We start from the raw sequence: 14,551 nt of genomic DNA, 5'->3' as shown, positions 1-14,551 counted from the left end.
CTGGCATCCTTGGGCGCATGCGCGAGGTGATGCAGTCGACGAAGCTGGCCGAGGTCCTCTACGACATCCGTGGGCCGGTGCTCGACGAGGCCAAGCGGCTGGAGGAGGAGGGCCACCGGGTCCTCAAGCTCAACATCGGCAACCCCGCCCCGTTCGGCTTCGACGCCCCCGACGAGATCCTCGTCGACATCATCGCGAACCTCCACCAGGCCCAGGGCTACAGCGACTCCAAGGGCCTGATGCCGGCCCGGCGCGCGATCGTGCAGCACTACGAGGAGCGGATCGACGGGATCGACGTCGACGACGTCTACATCGGCAACGGTGTCTCCGAGCTGATCGTGATGGCGATGCAGGCGCTGCTCGACGACGGCGACGAGATCCTGATCCCGATGCCGGACTACCCGCTGTGGACGGCGGCGGTCAGCCTGTCCGGCGGCACCGCGGTGCACTACCGCTGCGACGAGGCCGCGGACTGGAACCCTGACCTCGACGACATCCGCTCCAAGATCACCGACCGCACGAAGGCGATCGTCGTGATCAACCCGAACAACCCGACCGGCGCGGTCTACGACAAGGCGGTCCTCGAGCAGATCGTGGCCGTCGCCCGCGAGCGCGACCTCATCGTGTTCGCCGACGAGATCTACGACAAGATCCTGTACGACGACGCGGAGCACACCTGCATCGCCTCGCTCGCGCCCGACCTGCTGTGCGTGACGTTCAACGGTCTGTCGAAGGCGTACCGCGTGGCCGGGTTCCGGACCGGCTGGATGATGCTGTCCGGCCCGAAGCATCACGCGCACAGCTACGTCGAGGGCCTCAACATGCTCGCGAACATGCGGCTGTGCCCCAACGTCCCGAGCCAGTACGCCATCGCCACGGCACTCGGCGGCCGGCAGTCGATCCACGACCTGATCCTGCCGGGCGGGCGCCTGCTCGAGCAGCGCAACCGCGCGTACGAGCTGCTGACCGACATCCCCGGGGTGTCGGTGGTCAAGCCGAAGGGCGCGCTGTACATGTTTCCGCGGCTCGACCCGGACGTGTACCCGATCAAGGACGACGAGCAGTTCGCGCTCGAGCTGCTCCGTCAGGAGAAGCTGCTCGTGGTGCAGGGGACCGGCTTCAACTGGCCCGACCCCGACCACTTCCGGCTCGTGACCCTGCCCCGTGTCGAGGACCTCGAGGACGCGATCGAGCGCATCGCGTCGTTCCTGTCGACCTGGACCTGACCCCCCGCGTCTCGATCCTCGCTCCGCTCGGCCTCGACGGCCGGGGGAAGGTCGCGTCTCGATCCTCGCTCCGCTCGGCGATGCCGAGGGTCGAGGCGCGAGCGCAGCGAGTGATCGAGACCCCTGGTCGCCGACGACCGGGGGAGGCACACCGGCTCAGCCGGCGTCCGCGTCGCCCGCCGACACGCCCGACCGCTGCGCGAGGAGCGCGAGCTGGGTGCGGTCGCGGAGGTCGAAGTGCCCGAGCAGCCGGCTGACGTAGGTACGGGCGGTCGCCGGGCTGAGGTGCAGCGCGCGGCCGATCTCGTCGTTGGACTCGCCGAGCCCGACCCGCGCGAGCACGTCACGTTCGCGCACGGTCAGGTCGGCGATCCGCGGGTCGGGGGCCGCCACCGGTGTGCGCGCCATCCGTTCCATGACGAGCCTCGCCACGGTCGGGGAGAGCACGTTGCCGCCGTCCGCGACGGTGCGCACGGCCGTACGGAGCTCGTCGGCGCCGGTGTCCTTGAGGAGGTAGCCGGCGGCGCCTGCGGCGACGGCGTCGGCGATCTCGTCCGCGTCGTCGAAGGTGGTCAGCACGAGCACGCGCGTCGACGCGAGCGCGGGATCGCCCGTGATGCGTTCGGTCGCGGCGATGCCGTCGACGAGCGGCATCCGCAGGTCCATGAGGATCACGTCGGGCCGCAGCGCGACGGCCTGGCGGATCGCGGCGCGACCGTCCGCGGCCTCCCCGACGACCTCCACGTCGCGGTCGCGCGCGAGCAGCGCGCGCAGGCCCGTACGGACGAGCTCCTGGTCGTCGGCGAGCAGCACCCGGATCATCGGACTGCCTCCGGGACCACCAGATCGACCTCGAAGCCGTCCGTCCCGCGCCGCGCGGCCAGGCTCCCGCCGACCGCGCGGGCCCGGTCCTCCATGCCCGCGAGCCCGCCGCTCGCGACCACGGGACCCTCGAATGAGCCGCCGTCGTCGACGACGTGCAGCCGCAGGGTCCCGGCGTCCACGGCCATCCGGACGGAGATGGTGGCCGCGCCGGCGTGCCGCAGGGTGTTCGTCACCGCCTCCTGGAGCACGCGGTACGCCGCGGAGTCGACGTCGCTGCGCAGCGCTGCCAGGTCGCCGTCGACCTCGAGGTTCACCTCGAGTCCCGTGCCCCGGGCAGCGTCGAGTACGTCGCTGGCGGCGGCCAGTGAACCACCGGGCCTCGGCTCCGCGGCTCTGCGGAGCACCCGCACGGTCCGGCGCAGCTCGCCCAGCATCGCCGACGAGGCCTGCCGGATCCGTCCGACGGCCGCCTCGGCGGCATCCGGGTCGTCGCGCAGCGCCTCGCGCGCGACCTCGGCCTGGAGGCTGACCACGGTGATCTGGTGGCCGAGGGAGTCGTGCAGCTCCCGGGCGAGAGCCAGGCGCTGGTCCTGAAGACGGTGCTCGGCGTCGGCGGCGTGGCGAGCCTCGTCCAGGTCGTCGAGCACGGACTGTTTCTGCTGGAGCCGGCGGCGGCTGCGTACGCTGTCACCCAGTGCGATCGCGGCCGCGATCAGCGCGACGTGCGACGCCAGCTCGTACCCCACGACGTACGCCGCGTCCTGTCCGACGGCGAGCCGGAAGGTCAGCGACGTGGCGAGCACGACGGCGGCCGCGATCACGGCGGCCCACGTCCGTCCCGCCTCGGCCGCCGAGTACAGGGCGGCGACGACCGGGAGCGCGACTCCGACGGCCGCGTAGCCGGCGGCGTAGTAGGCGAACAGGCCGAGCACCGTCACCGCGAGCACGATCACCGGGTAGCGCCGGCGGGCGAGCATGAGCGCGCCGAGGCCGACCGCCCAGAAGTACGCGACCGGGTGCGGGTCCCCGGCCTGCCCGGAGCTGATCACCAAGGACATCACCAGCGCGACCCCGGTGCCGAGCGCGGCGTCGACCAGCACGGGGCGATCCGCGAACCGGGACATGGTCCGAGCGTACGGGCGCGGGCGCCTCCGTGCGTACGCTCACCGGCGACGCCGGCGTCGCCCGCGGGCGATCCGACGAGGGACGCGCGACGCTCCCGAGCCCTGCGCGGCGTTCGTAGCGTCGACGTCATGAACCCGTCGAACCCGCCCAACCCGTCGAACCCACCCAACCCGTCGTACCCGCCCAACCCGTCGAACCCGTCGTACCCGCCGAACCCGTCGTACCCGGCCAACCCGCGGCCGGCGCGCCGCGGACTCGGCCTGCCGTTCCTGGCCCTCCTCGGGCTCGCCGCGCTCGCGTTCCCGCGGGTCGTCGTCCACGATCTCGACCTCGCTCCGCCGCAGGGCGTGCTGACCGTGCTGCTGGCGGTGCTGCCACCGGTGATCTGGGTCGTGGTCGTGCTGGCGGCACGCGTACCGAACCCCTTCCTCACCGTCCTGGTGATCGGAGCGCTGTACGGGGTGCTGCTCGCGGTCGGGCACCAGCTGTTCTGGGACTCGGTGTGGGGCGACGACCCGCCTCGGCTCGGAGGCAACCTGAGCGACGTGTCGGACAGCACCCACGCCATCGTGACCCGGGCGGCGGCGTTCGTGAGCAGTCTGTTCACCGGCGTGCTGGTCGGCGCCGTCGTCGGTCTGGTCGCCTGGGGCTTGTCGCGCGTGCGGGGGTCGAGGCGCGAGCGCAGCGAGTGATTCCTCGGTGGTCGAGGCGCGAGCGCAGCGAGTGATTCCCCGGGGGTCGAGGCGCGAGCGCAGCGAGTGATTCCTCGGTGGTCGAGGCGCGAGCGCAGCGAGTGATCGAGACCCTCTTGCGCGCCCCTGGGACAATGGACGCCATGTCCGCGACCACTGCTCCCGCCCGTCCGTTGCGTCTCGGGGACCTCGAGGTCCCGACGCCGGTCGTGCTCGCGCCGATGGCCGGGGTCACGAACGCGGCGTTCCGGCGGCTGTGCGCCGAGGAGGGCGCGGGGCTGTACGTGTGCGAGATGATCACGTCCCGCGGGATCGTCGAGGGCGATCCGATCAGCCTGCGGATGCTGACGTTCGACGCGACGGAGACGACGCGCTCGGTCCAGCTGTACGGCGTGGACCCGGTCTACATCGGCAAGGCGGTGCGGATCCTGTGCGAGGAGTACGGGGTGGCGCACGTGGACCTGAACTTCGGCTGCCCGGTCCCGAAGATCACCCGCAAGGGTGGTGGCGCCGCGCTGCCGTGGAAGGCGACGCTTCTCGGCGCGATCCTGCACGAGGCGGTCGGCGCCGCGGAGCCGTACGGCGTTCCGGTGACGATGAAGACCCGCAAGGGGATCGACGAGGACCACCTGACGTTCCTCGACGCCGGCCGGATCGCCCAGGAGGCGGGCTGCGCGGCGATCGCGCTGCACGGCCGGACGGCCGCGCAGCACTACTCGGGCACGGCGGACTGGGAGTCGATCGCGACGCTCAAGGACGCCGTCGACATCCCGGTGCTCGGCAACGGCGACATCTGGGAGGCGTCCGACGCGATCGCGATGGTCGAGCAGACCGGCTGCGACGGCGTCGTCGTCGGGCGCGGGTGCCTGGGCCGGCCGTGGCTGTTCCGGGATCTCGCTGCGGCCTTCGCCGGAGAGCCGGTGACGGCCCTGCCGACGCTCGGTGAGGTCGCCGCGCGGATGCGTCGTCACGCCGAGCTGCTGGCCGAGCACCTGGGGGAGGAGCGCGGCTGCGTGGAGTTCCGCAAGCACGTCGCGTGGTACCTCAAGGGCTTCCGCGCCGGTGGTCGGATGCGGCACGCGCTCGCGACGATCAGCTCGCTGCCCGAGCTCGACGCTCTCCTCGCCGATCTGGACCCCGACGAGCCGTACCCGCTCGAAGAGCTCGGCAAGCCCCGCGGCCGTCAGGGGAGCGCCAAGCGCGTCGCTCTCCCGGACGGTTGGCTCAGCTCCCGCGAGGTCGACGCGATCGACGCCGCCGCCGAGGACGCCACGTCCGGCGGCTGACGAGTCACCGCCGGCGCCCTCGCGAGTCAGCCGTGGCGGCGTCGCGAGTCATCTGTGGCGGTGCCACCCGCGTCACGTCTGCGCGATTGCGTTGCCGGCAACGCAGCCTGGTTCAGGGCACCGAAGACACGCGTGATTCCGCGGTGCCCAGATCGGGTTTGCGTTGCCGGCAACGCAAACCCGCGGCCACAGCCAGGCCCAACGTGCAGCGGGCGGCCGCCGAGTCAGTCCGTGCGGGCCGCCCGGGCGTGCGCGACCTGCTGCCGCGCGAGCTCCGCAGCGTCGTCCGCAGCGAGGTTGCGACCGTGCGCGTCGACGGGGCCGTTCGGGGTGTGCACGCGCAGGTCGGCGACGCCGAGGAGCCGCTGCAGCGGACCCTGGGTGACCGAGACCGACTGCGTCTTCGCGTGCGGGACCACGTCCGTGCGGTGGGAGACCCAGCCACGGTCGGCGACGAACGCGGCCTCGTCCGAACCAGCAGCCCGGAACCGCCACCCGATCGGCGCCAGCCACGCCGAGCGCCGAGGCGCAGCGACCCGGGGGACCGACGGCGGGTCGACCCGCGACGAGAGCTGAGCGATCACCATCTGCGTCTCGGCGGACGTCGCGACGGGCAGCAGCGTCGCGGTGGACTGACGCCCGTCGGAGTCGGTCGGACGCCCGGCGACCGTGACCTCGACCCGGACCAGACCCCACGGCCGCCACAGCGCGGCCTGGTGCTCCACGAACGCCTGCACCCGGTCGTACGGGATGGTCTGCGAGACCCGCGTCAGCAACCCGCGCGTCACGTGCAGTCCCCGAGGGTGGCGCCGCAGGGTGAACTCCCACTGCGCGACCACGCGGTTGAAGACGACCTGTCCCATCCAGAACAGGAACGGCACGAGCCCGATCACGATGCCGGGGGCGAAGACGCCCACCGCGAGCACGCCCAGCGTCAGGACGGCCGGGATCAGGAACTCGGCCGACAGGAGCGTCGCCAGGACCAGCCGCCCGGGCTTCACCACGACGATCGGCGGAGCGAGGTCGGGGGAGTAGGGGCCGCTCGGCTGCCCGGGCTGCGCAGCCGGATCCGCCGGTGCGGACGTGCCGAGCTCGGACGCGCCGTCCCTGGGGGTGCCGACCGCGGACGTGCCGAGGTCGGCGGCCGGACCGCCGTACGCCGGATCGGTGGCCGCGCCCGGCTCTCCGGTCGCCTCCTGTGCACGCTCGAGCAGCACGCCCCGGAGGCGCTCGGCCTCCGGGCGCTTGAGGTACTGGAGCTTGAGCTGCGAGTCCGACCCGCCGGCCAGCTCGAGTGTCAGCTCGCAGAGACCGAAGATGCGCGCCACGAAGGGCTCGTTGATGTCGACCGACTGGATCCGCTCGTACGGCGCCCGCCGGGAGCGGCGGGTGAGGATGCCCGACTCGAGGCGGATCTCGCGCCCGTCGATCGTGAACCGCGTGAACCACCAGGTCAGGTAACCGAACGCGACCCCGACGACGGCAGCGACGGCGACGATCGCGAGCAAGGACACGATGACCTGGCCGAACGCGGTCTGCTCCTCGAGGACGTTGCGGCCGAACGCCACGAGGCCCGCGACGATCCAGATCCACACCCGGACGAGCGCGCTCGCCGGATGGGTGCGCAGGCCCTGGCTCGTCGGCGGCACGGTCGGGGCTCCGGCCTCGGGCGACGGATCAGATCCCGGCGCCATGCGTCTTCCCGAGCTCGGTCAGCCGGTCGCGGAGCCGCGACGCCTCGTCGGCCGGGACGCCGGGGATCTGCGCGGACGTCTCGGAGCTGGCTGTGTGGAGGCTCACGGTCGCGATCCCGTACGCACGCTCGAGCGGGCCGGCTTCCACGTCGACGAACTGCACCCGCCCGTACGGGACCGCGACGATGCGCCGCCACGCGACGCCGCTGCGGACGTAGAGGTCGTCGTCGTTCTCGGCGTAGCCCCATGCGCGCTGGTTGCGGGCCGCCCAGAACCACCCCCAGACCGCTGAGCCGGCCGACACCAGCACGATGATCGCCGAGAGCCACCACCAGCCGAGCAGCAGGCCGATCGCCACAGCTGCCGTGATCCCGAGGACGGCCGACCACACGAGGATCAGGACCCGCCGCATCGTGCGCAGTCGTTCGGAGACCGGGTGCCAGGCCGCGCCGGGGGAGAAGATCGCTTCCACACTCTCGACCCTATCGACCGTGGCGAGAACAATGCGTCCCTGGAGGGCCCTCCCGCGGGCCGACAATCAAGGATGGTCACGAAGCACGGAGTCGTTCTCCTCGCCGCCGGAGTGGTGTGCGGGCTGCTGGTCGGGGGCACCGCGACGTACGCGGTGTCCTCGCAGAAGACCGTGAAGGTCTGCGTCACCAAGTCCAAGGTCGTGCGCTCGGCGAACAAGAACGGCACGTGCCCGAGAAGGACGACGAAGAAGGCCATCGCCGTACGCGGTCCCGCGGGCCCGCGTGGACCGAGGGGCCCGCGGGGCGCCCCCGGGACCTCGTCGATGTGGGGTGTGGTCGCGGAGGACGGCACGATCGCCTCCGGGTCGTACCGGATCAAGGCGGTCACGAAGCCGAACGCGGCGCACCAGTTCTGCGTCCAGCCCGCGGTCTCGCTGCCGGTGACCCGGCTGCGGGCCGCGCAGGTGCGGGCCCTCGGGGGCCCGGGGACCGTCGCGTACGTCGGGCTCGGCGCGCCGAACTGCCCTGCGGGGTGGTTCGACGTGTCGACCTGGCTGCTCGACTCCGTCGGGGCAGGGGCCGAGCCACTGGGGTTCAGCCTGGTCGTGCCCTGAGCGGCCGCGATCGTGATCCGGCCGCGGCGATCTCGGTCGGATCACGATCCGGACGAACCCTGGACGGGATATGTCGTCCTCGGCAACAATAAGCGTGGCTCGAACCCGAGCCGTCCACTTCACAACGGATCGTCCGGCACGTACCTGCCGGTGAAGGGAATGGTTTTGTCATGGCTTCTGTCACGTTCGACAAAGCATCGCGTGTCTTCCCCGGCCAGGAGCGCCCGGCCGTCAACGAGCTCGAGCTCGAGGTCGCGGACGGGGAGTTCCTCGTTCTCGTCGGCCCGTCGGGCTGCGGCAAGTCGACGTCGCTGCGGATGCTCGCCGGCCTCGAGGAGGTCGATTCCGGTCGCATCCTGATCGGCGACCGCGACGTCACCGACCTCCCCCCGAAGTCCCGCGACATCGCGATGGTCTTCCAGAACTACGCGCTCTACCCGCACATGACGGTCGCCGAGAACATGGGCTTCGCGCTCAAGATCGCCGGCACCGCGAAGTCGGAGATCAAGCAGCGTGTCGCCGAGGCCGCGGAGATGCTCGGCCTGACCGAGTACCTCGACCGCAAGCCGAAGGCCCTGTCCGGCGGTCAGCGCCAGCGCGTCGCGATGGGCCGCGCGATCGTACGCTCCCCGCAGGTGTTCCTGATGGACGAGCCGCTGTCGAACCTCGACGCGAAGCTCCGCGTCCAGACCCGCGCCCAGATCGCCCAGCTCCAGCGCCGGCTCGGGACCACCACCGTCTACGTGACCCACGACCAGGTCGAGGCCATGACGCTCGGTGACCGTGTCGCCGTGATGAAGGACGGTGTCCTCCAGCAGATCGACACCCCGCGGCACACCTACGACAAGCCGAACAACGTCTTCGTCGCCGGCTTCCTCGGCTCGCCCGCGATGAACCTCTTCGACGCGCCCATCGTCGACGGTGGCGTACGGGTGGGCGACGCCGTCGTGCCGGTGGCGCGGGACGTGCTCGCGGCCGCCGACGGCCCGTCGATCACGGTCGGGATCCGCCCGGAGGACGTCGAGATCGCCGACGCCGGGATCGCGATGGTCCTCGACGTCGTGGAGGAGCTCGGCTCGGACGCGTTCGCCTACGGCCGTACGACCGTGGACGGCTCGGAGGAGACGTTCATCGCGCGCGTCGACTGGCGGACCCCGCCGCGGATCGGCGACAAGATCAACCTCGCCGTCGACGCGGACCACGTGCACGCCTTCAGCTCGAAGACCGGTCAGCGCCTCGGCGCCTGACCCCGACCCGGTCCGCGCCCGCGATTCGACGGGTTCCCCACCGATCCGGACTCTGCTTTCGGTGGCGAACCCGTCGAATCGGGCAGTACGGTGCTTGCCTACTTCAGGCGCGCGATCACGCCACATCGCGGAGTGGCGGCCACTGTGTCAGAAGGTCTGCCAGGCGGGCTTGTGGGCGTACGCGTAGCGGTAGTAGTCGGCGTACTCCAGTCCCGATGCCGCTGCCTCGTCCACGAACACCGTCGCGTGCGGGTGCAGCTGGAGGATCGATGCAGGGCACCGCGCTGCGAGCGGACCCTCGACCGCTGCGGCGACCGCGTCGGCCTTGCCGGCGCCGGTCGCGACCAGGAGCAGGTGATGGGCCGTACGGATGGTCCCGAGGCCTTGCGTCAGCACGTGGTGCGGCACGTCGTCGATCGAGTCGAAGAACCGTGCGTTGTCCTCGCGGGTCTGCTGCGTCAGGGTCTTCGGGCGGGTCCGTGACGACAGCGACGACATCGGCTCGTTGAACCCGATGTGGCCGTCCGTCCCGATCCCCAGCAGCTGCACGTCGACGCCGCCGACGGCCTCGATCGCCGCGTCGTAGCGCCGGCACTCCTCGGCGAGGTCGTGAGCCTCGCCGTCGGGGGAATGCACCCGTGCCGGGTCGATGTCGACGTGGTCGACGAGCTCGCGCCGGATCACCGCGTGGTACGACTCGGGGTGCGACCGCGCGAGCCCTGCGTACTCGTCGAGCAGGAACGCGGTCGCGTGCGCGAACGACAGCCCGTCCTCACGGTGCCGGCGGATCAGCTCGCCGTACGCGACCAGCGGCGACGAGCCCGTCGCCAGCCCGATCACCGGGTCGTCTCCGCGCAGCACCTCGGCGTACACGTCGGCGACGTGCGCACCGATCTGCTCGGCCGACGAGCAGATCACGACCTCCACGGGGACTCTCCTTCGGTTGTGGTGTCGTCGCGGTCCGAGCCGACCGACAGCTCGGCCGCTCCGAGCGCGGCCGCCGGGTGGTCCGGCGGCAGAGCGATGGTCCGCTCGCGCAGCCGCAGGCTCGCGACGAACGGCGAGGCGGTCTCGTCGACGTCGAGCCGCTCGAACAGCGGCTCCATGATCCGGTCGCCGAGGCGCATCACGCCGCCGGTGAGGACGACCCGCGCCGGATCGACCGACAGCGTCGCGATCCGGATCGCCTCGGACAACCAGCCGATGAACGAGCTGCGGATCGCGATCGCGGCCTCGTCCCCGGTGTCGGCGGCGTCGAACAGCGCGACCGGCGCCGGGACCGACCCGTCGTACGGCCACTGCCGCGCCAGGCCGCTGCCCGACGCGTACAGCTCGAGGCAGCCGTTCTGGCCGCACGAGCAGCGCGGCCCGTCGGGCTGTACGGAGAGGTGCCCGATCTCGCCGACCAGGCCGCTCGCGCCGCGGCGGACCCGTCCGCCGAGCACGAACCCCGCTGCGAGCCCGGTGCCGACCGACAGCAGCGCGACGTCCTCCGGCTCACCGAGACCGGCCAGCCAGGTCGCCGCACCGCGTGCCGCGGCGTTCACGTCGTTGTTCACGGTGACCGGCACGGACAGGGCCGAGGTGAGCTCGCCGGCGAGGTCGAGCGGCGCGGTGACGTCGAGATTGACGGCGTTCGTCAGCACGCCGCGTGCGTCGACGGCTCCGGGCACCCCGACGCCGACCGACAGCAGGCTCGTGTCGTCGGGGAGCTCGTCGACGAGCCGCTTGACGATGTCGAGGGCGGAGGCGACCACGCCGCCCGGTCCCCGGCGCGAGGCCGTTCGCGTCTCCGCGAGCACCGCACCGGTCGCGGCGTCGGCGGCGACCCCGTGGATCTTCGTGCCGCCGATGTCGAGCCCGATCCGTACGGCGGTCCGCGGCGCGCTCATCGGTGCGCTCCCGTGGTGTCGACCGCTCCGGCCAGCGCCTCCGCGATCACGTGCCCGGCGGCCCGGGTCGCGGTGACGGACGAGCCCCAGGTGCGCAGCACGCGGGGCAGCGCGTGCAGGTCCGGCGACGGCCAGGCGGTCTCGACGACGACCGCGTCGGGCCGACGCTCGGTGACGGCACGCAGCCAGTCCCACACGAGAGCGACGTTGGTCGCGCCGCGGGTCACGACGACCAGCGGGCCGTCGCCGGCAGCCAACTCGTCGGCCGCAGGCAGCGTGTCGGCGTCCACGACGCGTGGCACGACACCCTCCAGGCCGAGGTCGCCCCAGGCCGCCTCTCCGACGGCGAGGTTCGCGTGCGCGCGGACCTGCAGGACCCGCGGCGTCCCCTGCGGGAGCGGGCCGAGCGCGTCCTGGACCGCAGCCGCGGCCACCTCACCGGCCGCGAGCCCGGCAGCGACCACGTCGGCGTCGGCCGCGCGTGCGCCCGTCCCGTACGTCGCGGCGAGGGCGTCCACGCGGGCGGCGGCGTCACGCAGCCGGTCGCGCGCCAACGAACCGTCGTCGACGGCGGCGACGATCGCATCCACGACGTCGACGATGTCCTCGACACCGCGGCCCCGCAGGTTCGGGCCGATGCACAGCAGGTCCGCTCCGGCCGCGAGCGCGCGTACGGCTGCCGCCGGGACGCCGATCGTCGCGCTGGCGCCCGCCATGTCGAGGGCGTCGGTGACGATCAGCCCTTCGTACGCGAGCTCGTCGCGCAGCAGGCCCGTCAGGACCGCCCGGCTCATCGTCGCCGGGTTCTCGGCGTCGAGCGCGGGCAGCACGATGTGCGAGGTCATCACCGCGGCGGCGCCGGCCCGGGCGGCCGCTGTGAACGGGACGAGCTCGCGCTCGCGCAGCGTCGCGGCGTCGGCGTCGACGCGGGGGAGCGCGAGGTGCGAGTCCGCCTCCGTGTCGCCATGGCCGGGGAAGTGCTTCACGCACGCGGCCACCCCGGCGGCCTGGAGCCCCGTCACCCACGCCGCGGTGTGCCGCGCGACCAGTGCAGGGTCGGCGCCGAAGCTGCGGGTCCCGATCACCGGGTTGCGCGGGTTGGAGTTCACGTCGGCGTCGGGCGCCAGGTCGAGCCAGATCCCGCCCGACTTCAGCTCCTCGCCGATCCCACGGGCGACCTGCGCGGTCGTCTCCACGTCGTCGTGGCGGCCGAGGACGGCGTTGCCCGGGTACGGGCTGCCGTGGCCGTAGTGCAGCCGCGTGACGTCCCCACCCTCCTCGTCGAGCGTGAGCACGAGCCCGTCGGACAGCGCCCCGACCCGCCGCGCGAGGTCGAGCACCGACTCGCTCGAGTCGCCGAGGTTGTTGCCGTACAAGCAGATCCCGCCGAGGCCGTCGTCGACGAGCGCCGGCAGCCATTCCGGGATCGCCTCGCCCTCGAAGGCACCCATGATCACCCGGAGCGCGTCGCGGCGCACCGAGTCGGAGGTCGCAGAGCTCATCCCTTGACCGCTCCGGAGACCATGCCCGAGGTCATCCTGTTCTGGACGAACATGAACAGCCCGATCACCGGGACCGCGACCAGCGTCGCGCCCGCCATCACGGCCGGCCAGTCGATCGCCTCGTTGGAGACCGTCGTCATGCCCTGGAGCCACAGGGGCACCGTACGGTTCGACGGGTCCATCACGACGGTCGCGAGCGTGATCTCGTTCCAGCACTGGAGGAACCCGTACACGCCGGCGGCGACCAGGCCGGGCGCCAGCAGCGGGAAGGTGATGGTGAAGAAGGCGCGGAAGCGGCTGCAGCCGTCGACCATCGCTGCCTCCTCCAGCTCAGCGGGGACGCCGGCGACGAACCCGCGCAGCATCCAGACCGTGAACGGCAGGATCATCGCGAGGTAGAGCAGCGTCAGGCCGGCGACGGAGTTGAACAGACCCCACCCGGACAGCATCTTGTACTGGCTGATGAACAGCGCCTCCGCGGGGATCATCTGGACCACCAGGATCACCACGATGAACGTCGCCTTGCCGCGGATCCGGAAGCGCGAGATCGCGAGCGCCGCGAGGAACGCGAACACCAGCCCCGCCGCGACCGAGAGGAACGTGACGGTCAGCGACAGCTGCATCGAGTCCCAGAAGTCGGCGTCGAGCACCCGCCCGTACGCCTCGCCGCTGGTGCCGCTGCCGAACGGGACCCACGCCGGGGTCGGGGCTCGGAGCTTGCCGACGGGCTGGAACGAGCTGTTGACCATCCAGTAGACGGGGAACGCCCACACGAGGGCGAGCACGATCGCGAACGCGGAGAGCGCGCGGCGCCCGGTCCTGCGCCGGCGGCGGACGGTGGTGGTGGTCATGCGCGCTCCTCACGCAGCAGCGAGCGGACGTAGCCGAAGGTCAGCGCCAGCGTCAGGGCGAGCATCACCATGGCGACGGCCGAGGCGACGCCGTACGCGCTCTGGCCGATGCCGAGCTGGTACAGGTACGTGCCGAGCAGGTGGGTCTCGCTCCGGATCCCGCCGGCGCTCTGGAGGTAGTTGATCTGGGCGAAGACGCGCAGGTCCCAGACGATCTGGAGCAGCATGACGATCGACAGCACGGGCCGGATCGTCGGCAGGATGATGTGCCGGAAGCGCTGCGTCCGCGACGCGCCGTCGAGCTGCGCGGCCTCGATCGTCTCCTCGGGCACCTGGGTCAGCGCCGCGTACAGGCTGAAGACGACGAACGGGACGCTCATCCAGATGACGATGACACCGGCGACGAGGAAGAACGTCGTGGAGTTCGCGAGCCAGCTGTAGTCGTCGAACCGCTCGAAGCCGACCTTGACGAGGAGCCAGTTCACGACCCCGTACCGCTGGTCGAACAGCCAGTTCCAGACCGTGAGGCTCGCGATCAGCGGCGTCGCCCACGCGGCGAGCATCGAGACCTGGAGGATGATGCGGGCGGCCGTCGAGACCTGCCGCATCAGCAGCGCGACCGCCATGCCGATCGTCATGGTGACGAACGCGCACACGAAGCAGAAGACGACCGAGCGGACGATCACGGCCCACGTCGTCGGGTCGGTGAGGATCTCGACGTAGTTGCCGAGGCCGATCCACCCGGGATCGGCGGTGCCGAACTGCTGGGCGAGGCCGAACTCCTGGAACGACATCATGACCTGGCGCACCAGCGGGTAGCCGAGGCCGAGGATCAGGACGGCGAGGGTGGGGATCAGCAGCAGGTAGCCGCCGGGCCGACGTCGCGTGCGGCGCTTCCCGCCGCGGTCGGGACCGGCCGTCGTGGCCGCCGGCTGCTGCGGGGCGCGCACGGCTCCGTCGTCAGTCATCGCCTGGGACATCGTGCACCTGTCGTGGTCAGTGCGCTCGTCGGAACGGCCCGAGCAGGCTCCGTGAGCGAGGAAGGGAAGGGGTGGGGCCCGTCGTTCTCGGGGGGCGTACGACGGGCCCCACGGTGGGACGGGTCTGCCGGCCGGCCATCACGT

14 protein-coding genes are annotated in these 14,551 nt (G+C 72.0%); 5 read left to right on the top strand and 9 right to left on the bottom strand.

The window, feature by feature from the left end:
- The first annotated feature begins 17 nt into the window (after positions 1-17).
- The gene (locus CLV56_RS17650; protein WP_039340516.1) at positions 18-1,226 is read left to right on the top strand and encodes a pyridoxal phosphate-dependent aminotransferase; all 1,209 of its coding nucleotides are present in this window, start codon (positions 18-20) and stop codon (positions 1,224-1,226) included.
- Between the two features lie 156 nt (positions 1,227-1,382).
- On the opposite strand, the gene CLV56_RS17645 is transcribed toward CLV56_RS17650, so the two are convergent.
- Together CLV56_RS17645 and CLV56_RS17640 are read right to left on the bottom strand one after the other, a co-directional pair.
- On the bottom strand, positions 1,383-2,048 hold the full coding sequence (locus CLV56_RS17645) for a response regulator transcription factor (RefSeq protein ID WP_039340515.1): 666 nt from the start codon (positions 2,046-2,048) through the stop codon (positions 1,383-1,385).
- Positions 2,045-3,175, bottom strand: a complete 1,131-nt coding sequence (locus CLV56_RS17640; protein ID WP_039340514.1) for a sensor histidine kinase — start codon at positions 3,173-3,175, stop codon at positions 2,045-2,047. Before CLV56_RS17640 ends, CLV56_RS17645 begins: the two co-directional genes overlap by 4 nt.
- Positions 3,176-3,304: 129 nt before the next feature.
- Here CLV56_RS17640 and CLV56_RS17635 point away from each other — a divergent pair, with 129 nt between their 5' ends.
- Together CLV56_RS17635 and dusB are read left to right on the top strand one after the other, a co-directional pair.
- Positions 3,305-3,868 (top strand): hypothetical protein, encoded by a 564-nt coding sequence (locus CLV56_RS17635; protein WP_245857983.1) that lies wholly within the window; start codon positions 3,305-3,307, stop codon positions 3,866-3,868.
- 143 nt (positions 3,869-4,011) lie between these two features.
- Positions 4,012-5,154, top strand: coding sequence for a tRNA dihydrouridine synthase DusB (gene dusB / locus CLV56_RS17630; protein WP_039340570.1), 1,143 nt, complete (start codon positions 4,012-4,014; stop codon positions 5,152-5,154).
- Between the two features lie 224 nt (positions 5,155-5,378).
- Here dusB and CLV56_RS17625 read toward each other — a convergent pair whose 3' ends face one another.
- Positions 5,379-6,848: a PH domain-containing protein gene (locus CLV56_RS17625; protein WP_039340513.1), complete on the bottom strand. Its 1,470-nt coding sequence runs from the start codon at positions 6,846-6,848 to the stop codon at positions 5,379-5,381.
- Positions 6,832-7,320 carry a PH domain-containing protein gene (locus CLV56_RS17620; RefSeq protein ID WP_245857982.1) on the bottom strand — a complete coding sequence of 163 codons (489 nt, stop codon included), beginning with the start codon at positions 7,318-7,320 and terminating at the stop codon, positions 6,832-6,834. Before CLV56_RS17620 ends, CLV56_RS17625 begins: the two co-directional genes overlap by 17 nt.
- A 72-nt stretch (positions 7,321-7,392) precedes the next feature.
- Here CLV56_RS17620 and CLV56_RS20695 point away from each other — a divergent pair, with 72 nt between their 5' ends.
- A complete protein-coding gene (locus CLV56_RS20695) occupies positions 7,393-7,935 on the top strand; it encodes a hypothetical protein (RefSeq protein ID WP_039340511.1) in 543 nt (180 codons plus the stop codon).
- Between the two features lie 170 nt (positions 7,936-8,105).
- Complete coding sequence (locus CLV56_RS17610; RefSeq protein ID WP_039340509.1) at positions 8,106-9,182, top strand: ABC transporter ATP-binding protein; 1,077 nt, start codon at positions 8,106-8,108, stop codon at positions 9,180-9,182.
- Positions 9,183-9,329: 147 nt separating this feature from the next.
- On the opposite strand, the gene nagB is transcribed toward CLV56_RS17610, so the two are convergent.
- From nagB to CLV56_RS17585, 5 genes are read right to left on the bottom strand one after another with little or no spacing between them, the layout of a single operon-like run.
- Positions 9,330-10,109 carry a glucosamine-6-phosphate deaminase gene (gene nagB, locus CLV56_RS17605; protein WP_039340507.1) on the bottom strand — a complete coding sequence of 260 codons (780 nt, stop codon included), beginning with the start codon at positions 10,107-10,109 and terminating at the stop codon, positions 9,330-9,332.
- Positions 10,097-11,074 carry an ROK family protein gene (locus CLV56_RS17600; protein WP_039340506.1) on the bottom strand — a complete coding sequence of 326 codons (978 nt, stop codon included), beginning with the start codon at positions 11,072-11,074 and terminating at the stop codon, positions 10,097-10,099. Before CLV56_RS17600 ends, nagB begins: the two co-directional genes overlap by 13 nt.
- A complete protein-coding gene (locus tag CLV56_RS17595; RefSeq protein ID WP_039349094.1) occupies positions 11,071-12,576 on the bottom strand; it encodes a glycoside hydrolase family 3 N-terminal domain-containing protein in 1,506 nt (501 codons plus the stop codon). Before CLV56_RS17595 ends, CLV56_RS17600 begins: the two co-directional genes overlap by 4 nt.
- The gene (locus CLV56_RS17590; protein ID WP_039349097.1) at positions 12,573-13,427 is read right to left on the bottom strand and encodes a carbohydrate ABC transporter permease; all 855 of its coding nucleotides are present in this window, start codon (positions 13,425-13,427) and stop codon (positions 12,573-12,575) included. The genes CLV56_RS17595 and CLV56_RS17590 overlap by 4 nt, the downstream gene beginning before the upstream one ends.
- Positions 13,424-14,395, bottom strand: a complete 972-nt coding sequence (locus CLV56_RS17585) for a carbohydrate ABC transporter permease (protein ID WP_100415527.1) — start codon at positions 14,393-14,395, stop codon at positions 13,424-13,426. The genes CLV56_RS17590 and CLV56_RS17585 overlap by 4 nt, the downstream gene beginning before the upstream one ends.
- Positions 14,396-14,551 lie beyond the last annotated feature (156 nt).

Origin of the sequence: Mumia flava (assembly GCF_002797495.1) — a bacterium.
In the GTDB taxonomy this organism is placed as follows: domain Bacteria; phylum Actinomycetota; class Actinomycetes; order Propionibacteriales; family Nocardioidaceae; genus Mumia; species Mumia flava.
The sequence above is the reverse complement of the archived record's forward strand: the minus strand, read 5'-3'. Positions and strand labels throughout refer to the sequence as shown.